This is a genomic window from Bacteroides clarus YIT 12056, from assembly GCF_900129655.1.
Lineage (GTDB): Bacteria > Bacteroidota > Bacteroidia > Bacteroidales > Bacteroidaceae > Bacteroides > Bacteroides clarus.
The window spans coordinates 532,326-547,566 of sequence record NZ_FQWK01000003.1 but is presented as its reverse complement, the minus strand read 5'-3'; the positions used below and the strand labels follow the sequence as shown (position 1 = coordinate 547,566).

General features: G+C 48.1%; 14 protein-coding genes and 1 other RNA gene. 10 read left to right on the top strand and 5 right to left on the bottom strand.

Going from position 1 to position 15,241, the window contains the following annotated elements; all coding sequences use genetic code 11:
* Positions 1 to 85: 85 nt before the first annotated feature.
* Positions 86 to 1,285 (bottom strand): C1 family peptidase, encoded by a 1,200-nt coding sequence (locus BUB52_RS07160; protein WP_039950535.1) that lies wholly within the window; start codon positions 1,283 to 1,285, stop codon positions 86 to 88.
* Positions 1,286 to 1,380: 95 nt separating this feature from the next.
* Between BUB52_RS07160 and BUB52_RS07155 the strand changes: the two genes are divergently transcribed.
* The gene (locus BUB52_RS07155; protein ID WP_009121273.1) at positions 1,381 to 2,229 is read left to right on the top strand and encodes a patatin-like phospholipase family protein; all 849 of its coding nucleotides are present in this window, start codon (positions 1,381 to 1,383) and stop codon (positions 2,227 to 2,229) included.
* A gap of 98 nt (positions 2,230 to 2,327) precedes the next feature.
* Positions 2,328 to 2,724: a transfer-messenger RNA gene (gene ssrA / locus BUB52_RS07150) on the top strand.
* A 73-nt stretch (positions 2,725 to 2,797) separates the two neighbouring features.
* Here the strand turns inward: ssrA and BUB52_RS07145 are convergent.
* From BUB52_RS07145 to BUB52_RS07135, 3 genes are all read right to left on the bottom strand, one after another.
* The gene (locus BUB52_RS07145; RefSeq protein ID WP_009121274.1) at positions 2,798 to 3,232 is read right to left on the bottom strand and encodes a Fur family transcriptional regulator; all 435 of its coding nucleotides are present in this window, start codon (positions 3,230 to 3,232) and stop codon (positions 2,798 to 2,800) included.
* Between the two features lie 14 nt (positions 3,233 to 3,246).
* Positions 3,247 to 5,202, bottom strand: a complete 1,956-nt coding sequence (locus BUB52_RS07140) for a heavy metal translocating P-type ATPase (protein ID WP_009121275.1) — start codon at positions 5,200 to 5,202, stop codon at positions 3,247 to 3,249.
* Positions 5,203 to 5,280: 78 nt separating this feature from the next.
* Entirely contained in the window at positions 5,281 to 6,162 is an 882-nt protein-coding gene (locus BUB52_RS07135; protein ID WP_022217740.1) for a hypothetical protein, read from the bottom strand.
* Between the two features lie 113 nt (positions 6,163 to 6,275).
* On the opposite strand from BUB52_RS07135, the gene BUB52_RS07130 reads away from it, so the two are divergent.
* The 8 genes from BUB52_RS07130 to BUB52_RS07095 all read left to right on the top strand — a co-directional run bounded on the left by BUB52_RS07130 (position 6,276) and on the right by BUB52_RS07095 (position 14,863).
* Positions 6,276 to 7,751, top strand: a complete 1,476-nt coding sequence (locus BUB52_RS07130; RefSeq protein WP_009121277.1) for a DUF5690 family protein — start codon at positions 6,276 to 6,278, stop codon at positions 7,749 to 7,751.
* Between the two features lie 33 nt (positions 7,752 to 7,784).
* Positions 7,785 to 8,582 carry a phosphonoacetaldehyde hydrolase gene (gene phnX / locus BUB52_RS07125; RefSeq protein ID WP_009121278.1) on the top strand — a complete coding sequence of 266 codons (798 nt, stop codon included), beginning with the start codon at positions 7,785 to 7,787 and terminating at the stop codon, positions 8,580 to 8,582.
* Complete coding sequence (locus BUB52_RS07120) at positions 8,579 to 9,667, top strand: 2-aminoethylphosphonate--pyruvate transaminase (RefSeq protein WP_009121279.1); 1,089 nt, start codon at positions 8,579 to 8,581, stop codon at positions 9,665 to 9,667. The genes phnX and BUB52_RS07120 overlap by 4 nt, the downstream gene beginning before the upstream one ends.
* 343 nt (positions 9,668 to 10,010) lie before the next feature.
* On the top strand, positions 10,011 to 11,039 hold the full coding sequence (locus tag BUB52_RS07115) for a L,D-transpeptidase (protein ID WP_022217738.1): 1,029 nt from the start codon (positions 10,011 to 10,013) through the stop codon (positions 11,037 to 11,039).
* 86 nt (positions 11,040 to 11,125) lie between these two features.
* Positions 11,126 to 11,836: a murein L,D-transpeptidase catalytic domain family protein gene (locus tag BUB52_RS07110; RefSeq protein ID WP_039950465.1), complete on the top strand. Its 711-nt coding sequence runs from the start codon at positions 11,126 to 11,128 to the stop codon at positions 11,834 to 11,836.
* Positions 11,837 to 11,964: 128 nt separating this feature from the next.
* Positions 11,965 to 13,311: an MATE family efflux transporter gene (locus BUB52_RS07105; RefSeq protein ID WP_009121283.1), complete on the top strand. Its 1,347-nt coding sequence runs from the start codon at positions 11,965 to 11,967 to the stop codon at positions 13,309 to 13,311.
* A gap of 30 nt (positions 13,312 to 13,341) precedes the next feature.
* Positions 13,342 to 14,439 (top strand): DNA polymerase IV, encoded by a 1,098-nt coding sequence (dinB, locus tag BUB52_RS07100; RefSeq protein WP_039950467.1) that lies wholly within the window; start codon positions 13,342 to 13,344, stop codon positions 14,437 to 14,439.
* Between the two features lie 49 nt (positions 14,440 to 14,488).
* Complete coding sequence (locus BUB52_RS07095; RefSeq protein WP_009121285.1) at positions 14,489 to 14,863, top strand: YccF domain-containing protein; 375 nt, start codon at positions 14,489 to 14,491, stop codon at positions 14,861 to 14,863.
* Between the two features lie 94 nt (positions 14,864 to 14,957).
* Here BUB52_RS07095 and BUB52_RS15750 read toward each other — a convergent pair whose 3' ends face one another.
* A complete protein-coding gene (locus tag BUB52_RS15750) occupies positions 14,958 to 15,098 on the bottom strand; it encodes a hypothetical protein (RefSeq protein ID WP_009121286.1) in 141 nt (46 codons plus the stop codon).
* Between the last annotated feature and the right edge of the window lie 143 nt (positions 15,099 to 15,241).

The following is a 15,241-nucleotide window of genomic DNA, read 5'->3' as shown; positions in this document are numbered from 1 at the left end:
ACTGCCTGTTTATTGCTATTAAACTCTTAATTTGTTTTGGGTAAACGATAGTAAACTATACGTGTCTCGATTGTCGGTCTTCAGGTTACTTGATACCCAGCTTCTTGGCAATGTCTTTGGGCAGTGCATCCTTATGAACGATGATGTTCATCGTTTTGTAGCGCACGAACGCTTTGGAAGCATACCACAAACCTTTGTATGTGCCGGCTTGTCCCCAAGAATTCTTTACCATATAATATTCGTTGCCCTCTTGGTCTTTGGCGATACCGTAAATCAGCATACCGTGGTCATCGGTCGTTTCCCAGTTGTCGTATGCCAACTGACGTTCTTCCTGCGTGCACCATTTTTGCGGTTGCGGCTTGCTGTTCAGTTTCTTTTCCTCGGGTTTCATCTTCAGCCAGTGCGCCATGTCGGAACCGCTTAACTCTTGAACTTTTTCAGCATCAGGCATAACGGCCACACCGTCGCGTGTGAAACCCTGTTCGCTTACGTCGCTGCCCCAAGCGATGGTGTAACCCTTGTTGATGGCATTGTCGAATACTTGCATCAGCTCGTCGATAGGCAAGTTGTAGGAAGAAGCCCAGCGCCAGTTGTCTTGGATTTCCAGAACGAACGGCTGGTAGAACGGGTGGTGAGTATAGGAAGTGAGTGAGATGTAATCATCAGCATTCAAGCCCGTGGATTCGTAAAAGGACTTCGGGGTATACTCCTTGCCTTTGTAGGTGAACTTTTCGGGACGTTCGCCCAAATAGATGTCGTGTATGGAAGCGATGGCTTTCTTCCAAAGCAGGTTGTTGTCTTTGTCGGCCTGCAATTTGCGGTGATTTCCTTTGGCGATGGCTGCCACTACGGCATCGGATACGGCTGTCAGCTCGTTATGATTGCTCAGCGTATCGCCGTACATCACTCCCGGACGCATTTCTTCTTCGGGCACCAGGCCGAATGTTTTCATACCGTATATCACATCGTAGAACGAACCGCCTTGCGAGAAAGATATATCGCCGTGTGTGCGTACTGCTTTGTCGGCACGGTCTAAGTAAGTGTTGTGCACGATAAACATTTCTGACAGGTCGTACTCGCCCTTGCCCATACGGAGCAACTCGGATTCGATGAACGCCAGTCCGGAATAGCACCAGCATGTGCCGGCACGGTTCTGGTTCTTGATGGATGTAATCGGGTTTTCTTTTACGGTAGTAAAGACGAATCCCTCTTCTTTCGGGGTGTCCTGTGCCATTGTATTCAGACTGAACAGTCCTAAGGCAGCGATCAGTATAGACTTTTTCATCATGATTAAATTGTTATTAATTTATAGTTGTAGCCGCAAATATAGGTAGAATATCGTAAACAAAAGCTATCTTTGGCACGTTAATTCTGACACTTATGGAGAAAATAGTACGTATGGACAATCAAAGCGGCCTGGTTCTTGAGGGTGGCGGCATGCGCGGCGTCTTTACTTGCGGCGTGTTGGATAATTTTATGGACCGGGGTATCCGCTTTCCTTATACGATTGGCGTCAGTGCAGGCGCATGTAATGGACTGTCGTATATGTCGGGGCAGCGGGGACGTGCCAAGTATAGCAATATAGACCTGTTGGAGAAATATAATTATATCGGACTGAAGTATCTGCTGAAAAAGCGCAATATCATGGATTTCGACTTGCTGTTCAGGGAGTTTCCCGAACATATCCTGCCGTACGATTATGATGCGTATTTCCGTCGCCCGGAACGTTTTGTCATGGTAACGACCAACTGCCTGACGGGGGAAGCCAATTACTTTGAGGAAAAACGGAATAAGGAACGGGTCATTGATATTGTCCGCGCTTCGAGCAGTCTGCCTTTTGTTTGCCCCATTACCTATGTGGATGATATCCCGATGCTGGATGGCGGCATTGTGGACAGTATTCCTTTGATGCGCGCCCGCCGGGACGGTTACGACCGCAATGTAGTGGTGCTGACACGTAACCGGGGCTACCGTAAGGATATTCAAGGGACTAAAGTTCCGCCTTTTATTTATAAGAAATATCCTCATTTGCGTGAGGCAATCAATCGGCGCAGCAGTGTCTACAATGAGCAGCTGGAATTGGTGGAACGGCTGGAAGATGCGGGGGAGATTACCGTTATACGCCCGCAAAAGCCGATAGTGGTAGACCGCATCGAAAGAGATATAAACAAACTGACTGCTCTTTATGAAGAGGGATATGCGTGTGCGGCAGCTTTCCGGTTTGAGTAAGCTGTTAACTAAGGTATAAATTTGCCGGATAAGAATCATAATAAGGAAAATAATTTGTATCTTTGCGCCCACATAACTTCTGCAAGTTATAAATATCCGGGGTTGACTGGATTTGACAGCGGGCAGAAATGGTAAGTAAGCATGCAGTGCGTCGTTGATTTGCACTTAAATCTCAGTCTTCAAAATTTTATCTGGCGAAAGACAATTTGCTCTTGCTGCTTAATCGAAGTATAGTAGATTAGCTTAATCCCGATACAAGGTGTCGGGACGGGACATCACTCGGAAGCTGTTGCTCCGAAGCATTCCGGTCAAGTGGTGCAGTCAAATCGGGGATAGTTCGTGTCGGCCTCGCGGCATGGATGAAACTTTAGAGGATAAGGCAACGGTTGATGGCTTTGGTTCTGCCGTTGCACGAAAACTTAGGCAAAGATAAGCATGTAGAAAGCTTATGATTTCCTCGTTTGGACGAGGGTTCGATTCCCTCCAGCTCCACTCTTGATGTTGAAAGACAGGAGATTGGAAAAACGACTCCCCCAATTAGTTTCATAAAACTAATTGGGGGAGTTCTTTATTCTTTGGGAGTTGCCTTTGCCGCGCATTCCGGGCAAAGCCCTTTCAATACATAGTTGATACTGCTCAGCGTAAATCCTTTCGGCACCTGTACTACCGGCGTAGGGATATTCTGGAAGCAGAATGTTTTGTTGCATTCTTCGCAATGAAAATGAGTGTGCAAATCATTGACTTCGCAAGAACAGCCGGCGCTGCATACCGCATATTTAAACGACCCCGACCCGTCGTCAATGCTGTGTATCAGGTGATGAGAAAGGAAAAGAGTGATGGTGCGGAAGATAGAAGATTTATCAACCGTATCCAGCATATTTTCCAAATCGAGTAAAGAGACGGAGCGGCCTGCCTTTAGCATGGCCTGCAACACTAATATGCGTATGGCGGTAGGTTGTATCTCTCTCTTTTCCAACAGGTCTAAATAATCCTTTTCTTTCATAAGATTCTGCCTTTCTATTTTATCAGTTTCTGTATGCGGATAGCGTTTACTATGGCGATAAGAGCCACGCCGACATCTGCAAAAACGGCTTCCCACAGTGTAGCCAATCCGCCGGCACCTAAAATCAGTACTAACAGTTTAACCCCGAAAGCCAGCGAAATGTTCTGCCAGACAATCCGGCGCGTCTGCTTACCGGCACGAATCGCAGTAGCTACTTTGGAGGGCTGGTCGGTCTGGATTACGACATCGGCCGTTTCAATGGCGGCGTCGCTGCCCAATCCGCCCATTGCGATTCCCACATGGCTGAAGGCGAGGACGGGAGCGTCATTGATGCCGTCGCCTACAAAAGCTATCCGATTACCGTCATTCTGCCGAAGTTCCTCTATGTGCTCCACTTTGCCGTCGGGCAGTAAGTCGCCATAAGCCTGTGTTACTCCCAGCTTTTCTGCAAAGTTAGTGACAATCGCTTGTTTATCTCCCGATAATATCTGAATATTATTGATATTTAAAGCTTTCAAATCCTCTATGGCTTTGCGGGCGTCTTCTTTCAGCGTATCGGATAACAGCAGGTAACCCGCATAGGCAGAATCGATGGCGCAGACTACCACCGTATCGGCAATCTTGGATAATTCCTGCGGATATTCCACGTTATATTTGGATAATAGGCGGGCGTTACCTACCAGTATGCGCTGTCCGTCTATCTTTGTTTCAAGACCGTGACCTGCAATTTCCGTGACTTCCGCAGTGGGAACAAAGGATATCCGCCTTTGCTCCGTGTAGCCGGTAATAGCCTTGGCTATGGGGTGTGTGCTGTTGCGCTCCGCGGAAGCGATGATTTGTATCAGCTTTTCTTCGGATACGCCGTGTTGTGTGCGGCAGGACTGTACTTCAAACGTTCCTTTGGTCAGCGTGCCCGTCTTGTCGAAGACTACCGTATTGACTTTGGTAATGGCATCCAGGTAATTACCGCCTTTGAACAATACACCCAAGCGGGATGTGGCGCCGATACCGCCGAAGTATCCCAAAGGAATGCTGACTACCAGAGCGCAAGGACATGAAATGACCAGAAATACAAGTGCCCGGTACAGCCAGTCGTCAAAGGTGAATATGAACTGCATGTTTGCCAATGAATAGAGGAAAGGCAGCAGCACTATCAACACCGCCAGCCCGGTTACAATCGGCGTATAGATGCGGGCGAACTTGCGTATGAACAGCTCGGCGGGCGCTTTGCGTTCGGACGCGTTCTGCACCAGCTCCAGTATGCGCGACAAAGCGCTCTTCTCAAAGGGCTTCGTCACTTCCACCCTGATAACCTTATCTGTGGCAATCATTCCGGCGAGTACTTCTTCGCCTTTTCGTATCGTGCGGGGCACGCTTTCGCCCGTAAGGGCGGAGGTGTTGAATGCGGCCGATTCGCCCAGCATTGTTCCGTCCAGCGGAACACGTTCCCCGGGTTTCACTTCGATAATGTCACCCACCTGTACATTGCGGGGAGATTCGGTAACGGCCTCATTATCCCTGATAACCGTTGCCTTTTCCGGGCGTACATCAAGCAATGCGCTGATATTCCGCTTGGCTCTGCTTACCGCTTTGTCCTGAAATAATTCCCCCAATGAATAGAACAGCATTACTGCCACGCCTTCCGGGTATTCCTTAATATAGAAAGCCCCTAACGTAGCGATAGACATCAGTGTAAATTCACTGAAAACATCTTTCCGCAGAATACTTTCCCATGCCTCTTTCAGTACGGGTAACCCTACGGGCAGATATGCCAGCAGATACCAGACAAGTACGACGGTATCGTCCGAGAAGAAGCTTATATTCATCGCTTTCATGGCTATTCCGCCAAAGAGCAGAAGGGCTGAAAGCAGGATTCTCCGGTACTCCTTTAAGAAACCGGTATTTCCCGGTGTATTCTTTGGCTGTGCATTGTCATGCGCACAGCAACATGTACAACTATGATGTCCCATATTATCTTTATTTTTGATGCAAAGATAGGCAATGGGAAATGCAACCAAGTTGCAAAGTTACGTTACTCTGGATAATATTCAGATTTCAAGCATTTTCTTTTCTCTTTCCAAATCCTTTTCATTGAGAAGGGGAGAGGGGACAGAGCAGGTTTTGATATAATCGCCCGGTTGGCAGGTATAATTATAATAAGGTATTTGCTCTTCCGTCAGTTCTTCTTTAGGGATGATAGCGCCCTTCAGCTCCAGAAAGTCATCCATGTTGGTGCTGTCCGAGTATTTGATGAAGATGATTCTTCGGGCTATCGGGTTGCGGTTATAATCCAGACAGAGGTAGAGGCCTTTGAGCATGTGCGGGAAATCGTACATGGGCAGTTGCAGATAGATTGTGAATAAGGCCATTTGCGGAGATTCCCGTTCGTTGAACATAATGTAGGAATTCTGATGATTGCTGAAGATACCTGTGCCGAAGTGGGTAGTGTTGTAGGCGCTCATGTGTATGACCTTGACATAATCGTTGTTTTCGGATGTCGTGATAAGGTAAGGCTCCACTTTCAGGGCGTTGGTTGAGGAAGAAAGGCTGTAACTGATGTATATGCCGCTATAATTGTACGCGTCTTGCACTGAGCGGAGCATTTCTTCCGATATCATGTCCAGAAAGGGATTCTCTTTCTGTCCGGTGGCAGCGGCGGGTTCCAGTTCGTACAGTCGCTCTTTTAATTCTTTCAGATTACCGAGAAGGCGTTTTTTCGACACATTGTTCACTTGCGACAGCGCATAGTCCAGTGCTTCTTCTTCATTATTACCTTTTTTAATGCACCCGATATAGGTGGGCAATACGCTTGAGTAGAGCGAGGACAATACGCTTGCCGCCATATTGGTATGGTCGGCTATCTCTTTCATCTTTACACCTTTGTTGCGCAGGTACTCAATGCGTTTGTATATTTCCGGCAGTTCGTTCATATCGTTGCGGGTTACTGGCTGTTTACTTAAAATGTCTGCAAAGAAAATCACGTGGTGTTATGCTTTCATTACATTAATATTGCATTAATGTTACATTATAAAATGCTGGTTTCATGAATATTATTAATAATGGAAATTCATTTTTGCTGTTGAAAAGCTGCCTTACTTTTGCTGCCGGAATCAAAAACAAGATAGATATTATGAATACGATAACCGGTAAAAAAGAAGCCGTTGCTTCCAACAAGAAATTGTCTGATGCCCTGTTTATTCTTTGGGCGGGCGGGGCGGCACTGCTTTCTTATTCTTTGGTATATGCATTGCGCAAGCCGTTTACCGCCGCAACTTTCGACGGACTCGACTTTTTCGGGATGGACTATAAGACTGCGACCAGTATTATACAGATATCCGGTTATTTTATTTCCAAACTGATAGGCATCAAAGTGATTTCTGAGCTGAAGAAAGAAAACCGGCTGAAGTTTATTATCCTTTCGGTCGCGGTCGCCGAACTGTCCCTCGTTCTTTTCGGAGCGCTTCCGCAGCCTTTCAATGTATTCGCCCTGTTCTTCAACGGGCTTTCTTTGGGATGCATGTGGGGAGTGATTTTCAGTTTTCTGGAAGGGAGGCGGGTAACGGATTTGCTGGCCAGCCTTATGGGACTGAGCATCGCTATCAGCTCGGGCACCGCAAAGTCGACCGGACTTTTTGTGATGGATAACTTGCATATCAGTGAATTCTGGATGCCTGCTTTTATCGGAGCGTTCGCTTTTCCGCTTTTATCCTTTTTGGGGTGGCTGATGACGCGGATGCCCCAGCCTACGCAGGCTGACAAGGAACTGCGCACGGAAAGGGTTACGTTGGACAGCAAAGCCCGCCTGAATCTGTTCAAGAGCTTTATGCCTGTACTGATAATGCTGTTCTTCGCCAACCTGTTCATTACGGTATTGCAGGACATCAAAGAGGATTTTCTGGTGAAGATACTCGATATCAATGCTGCGGGACTTTCTTCGTGGGCGTTTGCCCGGGTAGACGCGACGGTTACATTAATCATTCTGTGCATGTTCGGGTTGATGTCAATGGTAAGGAGCAACATAAAGGTACTGTGCCTGCTATTGGGACTGGTTACTTGCGGCACGGCCGCGTTAAGTTTCATGGCTTTCAATTATTCGGCTTTGCGGTTGCCGCCTATGATGTGGCTGTTTCTCCAAAGCTTGTCGCTCTACACAGTCTACCTTAGTTTCCAGACACTCTTTTTCGAGCGCTTCATCGCTTGCTTCAAGATAAAAGGGAATGTGGGCTTTTTCATTATTACACTGGATTTCATTGGTTATACGGGTACGGTGGTGGTACTGGTATTCAAGGAATTCTTTAATCCTGCCGTCAATTGGCTGGACTTTTACAATCTGATGTCCGGTTATGTAGGTATAGCGTGCGGCGTTGCGTTTATCGGTTCGGCAATTTATCTGGTACAGCGTTATCGCCGTGAGAAATATGCGGAAACTTCCGGCGAGGAATTCGATACACCTCATCCGGCGGGTGGTTTATCCGGTAAGCGTGTTTCATTGGAACTTCTTCCGGATATGGCAAAATAAGCAGACAGGAAAAATAACAGTAAGATATAAATTATGAAGAAAATTGAATGTATTATCATGGATTGGGCAGGCACGGCAGTCGATTACGGCTGTTTCGCTCCGGTCGCCGCTTTCATTGAGAGTTTTAATGTGATAGGCACTCCGGTAACGGCTGCTGAGACACGTGCCCACATGGGGCTGACCAAAGTAGAGGAAATACGCGCTTTGTTCCATATCGACCGTGTAAGAAACGAGTTTGAAAAGAAATACGGCCGTCCGTATACCGAGGAAGATATATTGGCGCGCTATGCGGATTTTCAGCGTGTGTTGTTTGCATCCCTGGAAGACTATACGACACCCGTTCCCGGTGTGGTCGAAACAATATCGGGATTGCGTGCGCAAGGGATTAAGATAGGCTCTACTACCGGTTATAACCGTGCAATGATGGATGTCGTATTGCCTGCCGCCGCAGCCCGCGGATATGTGGTTGACAATTGTGTCACTCCCGACGGACTGCCTGCCGGCCGTCCCGCTCCTTATATGATTTATAAGAACATGACGGAGCTTGCCGTGCCTTCGGCAGACTGTGTAGTGAAAGTAGGCGATACGATTGCCGACATCAAAGAGGGAGTGAATGCCAAAGTCTGGACGGTAGGCGTCATACTTGGCAGCAACGAACTGGGGCTGACCCTGGAAGAAGTGAATGCTTTGCCCGCCGCCGAATTGACAATCCGCAAGCAGGATGTCCGCCGCCGTATGCTGGCTGCCGGAGCCCATTATGTAATAGACTCCGTTGAAGAACTTCCCGCCGTGATAGATGATATTAATAACTTTAAAATACCAAGAATATGAAACCTTACATTTTATTGACCCCCGGGCCTCTCACTACTTCCGAAACCGTAAAAGAAGCCATGCTCACCGATTGGTGTACATGGGATGCGGATTATAACGTGCATATCGTGGAAGAAATCCGCAAATCCCTCGTTGCGCTTGCCACAAAGCGGACTGATGAATATACTTCCATTCTTTTGCAAGGCAGCGGAACCTATTGTGTGGAAGCCGTTATCGGAAGTACTGTTAAGCCGGGTGACAAGCTTCTTATTTTAAGTAACGGAGCCTACGGTGACCGTATGGGAAATATAGCCGAATATCACGGCATCGACTACGATATGCTGGCCTTTGATGAGACGGAGCAGGTATCTGTCGACTATGTGGATGATTATTTGGCGCATAATGCGGAGATTACGCATGTGTCGGTAGTGCATTGTGAAACCACTACCGGGGTGCTGAATCCGTTGAAGGAGATTGCCCATATTGTAAAGATGCACGGCAAGAAACTGATTGTAGATGCCATGAGCAGCTTTGGCGGTGTACCTTTGGATGTGCAGGAGCTGGGTATCGATTTCCTTATCAGCAGTTCCAATAAGTGTATTCAGGGAGTACCGGGCTTCGGCTTTATTATTGCCCGCAAGTCGGAGTTGGCGCACTGTAAAGGCGTTTCCAAATCTCTGTCGCTCGATATTTACGATCAGTGGGAAACAATGGAAAAAGGGCATGGAAAGTGGCGCTTTACATCGCCTACCCATGTGGTGAGAGCTTTTAAACAGGCCATGGATGAATTGCTGGAAGAGGGCGGGGTAGAGGCACGCCACGAAAGATATTGTGCGAATCATGACGTACTGGTAAAAGGAATGCGCTCACTCGGCTTCAAGACTTTGCTTCCTGATGAAATACAGTCTCCGGTTATTACCTCTTTCCTCTATCCGAATGCGGACTTCGATTTCACATCGTTTTATGCGCAGCTCAAGGAAAGGGGCTTTGTGATTTATCCGGGCAAGATTTCCCAGGCGGACACGTTCCGTATCGGTAATATCGGCGATGTGTATCCGGAAGACTTCGGCAAGCTGATTGAGGTAATCAAAGAATGTAAGTATTAATGAGCGTTTCGGGTAAACTGCGGTTTCCCGGTCGCATACCGAGATACTCCGGGGCATATCCTCGGGGTATCTCGGTCGTATTCACAGGGTATCTCGACTGTACCTTCAGGGTACCTCAGTCGTACCCTTAGGGGTATCTCAGTCGTACCTTCAGGGTGTCTCAGCCGTACCTTCAGGGTACCTCGGTCATATACTTAGGTATCCCCCTGCCTGAAATGCGCTGCGGGGCACAACAATTATCGGGGGAAAATCGTTGTAGACGTAAGAAAAAATTATATCTTTGTTCGTAGAGTCAGGTATTCATGAAGATTCTGAACCCGATTACGAACTTAAATTCATCTTTATGAAACGATTCTTCCTCTTTGCCGCTGTGGCTGCATACATGGTGCTTGCAGGATGTAACGGGCGTCAAGACCACGCTTCATCTCCTGTCGCGCGGGTATCGGAACCTGTTGATACCGTTGTGCCTGTGGTGGAAACGCCTTTCAGGGAGAAGTTGCTGACGGCAGCCGATATAGCGCTGACCAAAGACTTGCTTTACGATACGTATACGCTGGAAGATACCTATCCGTACAAGGATACCGTGCGTTCGTTCAAATGGGATGTAATCCGTAATTGTCTGGCTTATATAGAGAACATGCAACGGGACGGCGTGAAGTGGGCGGTATTGCAGAATTATAAGAATCTGAATCGGGAAGCCCCTTTAGTCCGCAAGTTTGTGCGTAATGCCTATCGCCGCGTGGCGGACACACTCGGAGTGGAACGTTATCAGTCCGTTCCCTTGTATCTGCCGGGAGATACGTTGGTCCCCGAACGCTATGGCAGGGATGGGACATTGGCTTATCTGCTGGGTACGGAAGGCGGTTTCGACCGTATTCTTCCTATTACGCTGGAAGATGAATGGCTGGTACCTCATCGTTATCTGAGAGAGCTGGCGGACAGTACCGTCTTTCATCATGTCATTTTCGTAGACCGGCTTGACCAGAATATCGCCACGCTGGAGCGCATGGATAAAGGCGAATGGAAAATCCGCAGCATGAATCCTGCCACCACGGGACGGCATGCGCCGCCCTATGCGCAGGAAACGCCGCTGGGGATGTATTTGCTTCAGCAAAAAAAGTCGCGTATGGTTTTTCTGAAAGACGGCTCTACGGCAACGGGCGGGTATGCACCCTATGCCAGCCGCTTTACCAACGGTGCCTATATTCATGGAGTGCCGGTGAATGTGCCGCGTACGGCGATGATTGAGTATAGCTGGTCGTTGGGCACTACGCCGCGTTCGCATATGTGCGTGCGCAATGCTACTTCGCATGCAAAGTTTGTGTTCGACTGGGCGCCGGCGGAACGATCTTTAGTGGTTGTTATCGAATAATACCTCTCTTTTTAACTATCTGTGTGATAGGTGTATGGACGGAAAGTGCTAACTTTGCCGCCGATATTTTCTCAGGTCGGATATTTATGTTGCGAGTTTGCTTGTCTTTTTTATTCCTGTTTTTTCCTTGTTTCCTGTTTTTGGGAAGCAAGCCTGCCACCGGTGTGCCGGATAAGCCTGATGTTGCGCCGGCGGTGGAATCGGCGGCATGCGCAGAGCTGTACCGTTCCATGCAACTGGAAGGAGTGGTGAGTTGGAACGCTTTCCGTCAGGCGGTAACGGGGTATCATAAAATAGCAGGCCGTAAACGGGATGTGCTCACTCTGATTGATTTCTCCCGTCCTTCTACCGAGCAACGTCTGTTTGTATTCGATATGGGGCGGCGGAAGCTGCTTTTTTCCTCGGTCGTTGCGCATGGCAAAAACAGCGGTGACAAGTATGCCACCTCATTTTCCAACGAATACGGTTCTTACAAAAGCTCCTTGGGCTTCTACCTGACGGAGACGACCTATCAGGGGAGGAACGGATATTCCCTTATCCTGAACGGGTTGGAAAAGGGTATCAACGACCGTGCCCGTGAGCGCGCCATTGTGATGCACGGAGCTGCCTATGCCGATCCTTCGGTGGCAAGCAGGGGAGGACGTTTGGGACGGAGTTTCGGCTGTCCGGCTGTCCCGCAAAAACTCAGCCGTCCTATCATCGACGCCATTAAAGGAGGGAGCGTGATGTATATCTACGCCGGGGCTCCCGACTATCTGGCTCATAGCTCCGTACTGAAGAAAACGACCGGCTTGTAAGCGACTGTTTTCTGTCTGAATAAACATGTCGAATCACTCTCGGGATTTTCCGCATCTTTTGATATGCATCAATTTCCGCCAGCATTTCTTTTACTAATTTTGCACCGACTTTCGGGGGATTAGATTGTATGGCGACATCAAGAGAAATGACGGAAGGACGGGCTCTTCCGCTGATATTCAATTTCACTTTGCCTTTATTGCTGGGTAATTTGCTGCAACAGACCTATTCTTTGGTGGATGCTGCGATTGTCGGTAAGTTTTTGGGGATAAATGCGCTGGCTTCTGTCGGGGCGAGTACATCGGTCATATTCCTGATACTCGGTTTTTGCAACGGATGTTGCGGCGGGTTCGGCATTCCGGTGGCGCAGAAGTTCGGGGCGAGGGATTATGTTACGATGCGCCGTTATGTGGCGGTCAGTCTGCAATTGGCCGTGGTAATGTCGGTGGTGCTTGCCGTGGTCACAAGCGTTTATTGCGCGGATATTCTGCGCATGATGCGTACACCGGAGAATATCTTTACCGGAGCTTATTATTATCTGCTTGTCACTTTTATAGGTGTTCCCTGTACTTTCTTCTATAATTTGTTGTCCAGCATTATACGTGCTTTGGGGGATAGCAAGACGCCGTTTTGGTTTCTGCTTTTTTCCACCGTCCTGAATATTCTGCTCGACTTGTTTTGTATCCTTGTTTTGGACTGGGGCGTGGCGGGAGCGGCGATCGCTACGGTCTTTTCCCAGGGAGTTTCGGCGGCGCTGTGTTACATCTATATGATGAAGCGTTTTGAAATTCTGAGAACTACTCCTGCCGAACGTAAATTCGACGGCGCGCTGGCGCGTACGCTGATGTATATCGGAGTGCCTATGGGGTTGCAGTTTTCCATCACCGCTATCGGCAGTATCATGCTGCAGAGCGCCAACAACGCGTTGGGTACGGCGTGTGTAGCGGCTTTTACGGCTGCCATGCGTATCAAGATGTTCTTTATGTGTCCCTTCGAAAGCCTGGGTATGGCGATGGCCACTTATAGCGGACAGAACTACGGTGCGGGCAAGCCCGAACGTATATGGCAGGGTGTCAAGGCAAGCGCTCTGATGATGATTGTCTACTGGGCGTTCACTTTCGCGGTGCTGATGCTCGGAGCCAGAACGTTCGCTCTGCTGTTTGTAGAGGCTTCGGAAGTGGAAATACTGAGAGATGCGGAACTTTTTCTGCATATATCTGTCTCTTTCTTCCCGATACTGGGGTTGCTTTGTATCCTGCGCTACACGATTCAAGGAGCGGGCTACACCAATCTGGCTATGCTTTCGGGCGTTTCCGAAATGATAGCCCGTATTCTGGTCAGCTTGCTGGCGGTGCCGGCATTCGGCTACATCGCCGTTTGCTTCGGTGACCCGACCGCTTGGATTTTCGCGGATTTGTTCCTCATTCCCGCTTTTATTTATGTCTACCGACGTATACTTCGGATGAACAAAAAATAGTGTATCTTTGTACCGGTAGTTGGTACGATGATGGCCGAACGGAAGATTATACATATCGATATGGACGCTTTTTACGCATCTGTGGAACAGCGCGATAATCCGGAACTGCGTGGCAAGCCTGTGGCAGTGGGGCATGCCGAGGAACGGGGCGTGGTGGCTGCCGCCAGCTATGAAGCCCGCCGGTTCGGGGTGCGTTCGGCCATGTCGTCACAGAAAGCGAAGCGGTTGTGTCCGCAGCTTATTTTCATTCCGGGACGCATGGATATGTATAAATCGGTATCCCGCCGGATACATGAGATTTTCCATGAGTATACGGATATCATAGAGCCTATCTCTTTGGATGAGGCTTTTCTGGATGTGACGGAAAACAAGCCGGGTATGCCCCTGGCTGTGGATATAGCCAAAGAAATAAAACGGAAAGTACGTGAAAGGCTGAGCTTGGTGGCGTCTGCGGGAATTTCCTATAATAAATTCCTTGCCAAAATAGCATCCGATTACCGTAAGCCGGATGGCTTGTGCACCATTCATCCCGACCAGGCTTTGGGGTTTATAGCACGTTTGCCGATAGAAAGTTTCTGGGGAGTAGGACCGGTGACGGCAAGGAAAATGCATGCTTTGGGGATACACAATGGAGAACAGCTGCGCGCCTGTTCGCAAGCAATGCTGCTGCGCGAGTTCGGGAAAGTAGGAAGTATCTATTATGATTTTGCCCGTGGGATAGACCTTCGTCCGGTAGAGGCGGTACGCGTTCGCAAGTCCATCGGGTGCGAACATACTTTGGAAAAAGATATCAACCGGCAGGCGTCGGTGATTATCGAATTGTATCATACCGCGGTGGAACTGGCAGGCCGTTTGGAACATAAGAACTTCCGGGGAAATACATTGACGCTGAAAATCAAGTTTCATGACTTCAGCCAAATCACCCGCAGCATCACGCAGTCCAAAGAGTTGATTGCCCTTGATGTGATTCTGCCTTTGGCAAAGCAACTTTTGAAGGAAGTCGATTACGAACATCATCCCATCCGCCTGATAGGGCTTTCCGTTTCCAATCCTCGTGAAGAAAGTGATGAAAAAGGTGTCTGGGAGCAGCTGAGTTTTGAATTTAGTGACTGGGAATCCAATGAATAAGGAAGAAAGAATATTATCTTTGCAATGTCGAACATAAAAACGTAATACAATGGGATGTCTGATGAATATTTTGTGGCTGGTATTCGGCGGTATTTTTACCGCGGTGGAGTATATGATAGCCAGTTTGTTAATGATGATTACAATCGTCGGTATTCCTTTCGGCATGCAGACAATGAAAATGGCAGGCCTTGCTTTGTGGCCTTTCGGCAAGGATGTGCGTAGCGGAGTACGCTCCGGCGGGTGTCTGTATATACTGATGAATGTGCTGTGGATTTTTCTGGGTGGAATATGGATTTGCCTTTCACATTTGGGGTTTGGCATATTGCTGTGCATCACTGTCATAGGCATTCCTTTCGGTATGCAGCATTTCAAACTTGCCGCTTTGGCATTGGCTCCTTTTGGAAAAGATATTGTGGAGGCGTAAGCATGCTGCCTTGCATAGGCAGAAGACCGATAAAAGAAGAGGGCGGGAAACTGAAAAATTTCCCGCCCTCGTTCATTTTATTTAAAGGTGTGATTTACATGGTCATGGTGGCTTGCTTTGCCAGCAGTTTTTGTAGTTTGCCGTTTAAGGTTTGGCACATAGCTCCGTTACCCATTGCTTGATAGCGTTTGATACGGTACTGTAACATAAAAATTTCATTTGCATTCTTTTTCATAATCGTCTTCTTTTTTGCCTTCCGCGTTTCGGAAAGCGATTAAACATCTTTTATTGTTTTCTCTCTTATTAACGCTGCAAAGATACAAAATGTTCGCGAGAAGTATGTTTTATAACATAAAAATTTGCGTCTACCCTTTCATT

Bases quoted from the DNA above. Each gene is read 5' to 3' on its own strand.
- BUB52_RS07160 (WP_039950535.1), bottom strand. From the start codon at position 1,285: ATGAAAAAGTCTATACTGATCGCTGCCTTAGGACTGTTCAGTCTGAAT.
- BUB52_RS07155 (WP_009121273.1), top strand. From the start codon at position 1,381: ATGGAGAAAATAGTACGTATGGACAATCAAAGCGGCCTGGTTCTTGAG.
- BUB52_RS07145 (WP_009121274.1), bottom strand. From the start codon at position 3,232: ATGAAAGAAAAGGATTATTTAGACCTGTTGGAAAAGAGAGAGATACAA.
- BUB52_RS07140 (WP_009121275.1), bottom strand. From the start codon at position 5,202: ATGGGACATCATAGTTGTACATGTTGCTGTGCGCATGACAATGCACAG.
- BUB52_RS07135 (WP_022217740.1), bottom strand. From the start codon at position 6,162: ATGAACGAACTGCCGGAAATATACAAACGCATTGAGTACCTGCGCAAC.
- BUB52_RS07130 (WP_009121277.1), top strand. From the start codon at position 6,276: ATGAATATTATTAATAATGGAAATTCATTTTTGCTGTTGAAAAGCTGC.
- phnX (WP_009121278.1), top strand. From the start codon at position 7,785: ATGAAGAAAATTGAATGTATTATCATGGATTGGGCAGGCACGGCAGTC.
- BUB52_RS07120 (WP_009121279.1), top strand. From the start codon at position 8,579: ATGAAACCTTACATTTTATTGACCCCCGGGCCTCTCACTACTTCCGAA.
- BUB52_RS07115 (WP_022217738.1), top strand. From the start codon at position 10,011: ATGAAACGATTCTTCCTCTTTGCCGCTGTGGCTGCATACATGGTGCTT.
- BUB52_RS07110 (WP_039950465.1), top strand. From the start codon at position 11,126: ATGTTGCGAGTTTGCTTGTCTTTTTTATTCCTGTTTTTTCCTTGTTTC.
- BUB52_RS07105 (WP_009121283.1), top strand. From the start codon at position 11,965: ATGGCGACATCAAGAGAAATGACGGAAGGACGGGCTCTTCCGCTGATA.
- dinB (WP_039950467.1), top strand. From the start codon at position 13,342: ATGGCCGAACGGAAGATTATACATATCGATATGGACGCTTTTTACGCA.
- BUB52_RS07095 (WP_009121285.1), top strand. From the start codon at position 14,489: ATGGGATGTCTGATGAATATTTTGTGGCTGGTATTCGGCGGTATTTTT.
- BUB52_RS15750 (WP_009121286.1), bottom strand. From the start codon at position 15,098: ATGAAAAAGAATGCAAATGAAATTTTTATGTTACAGTACCGTATCAAA.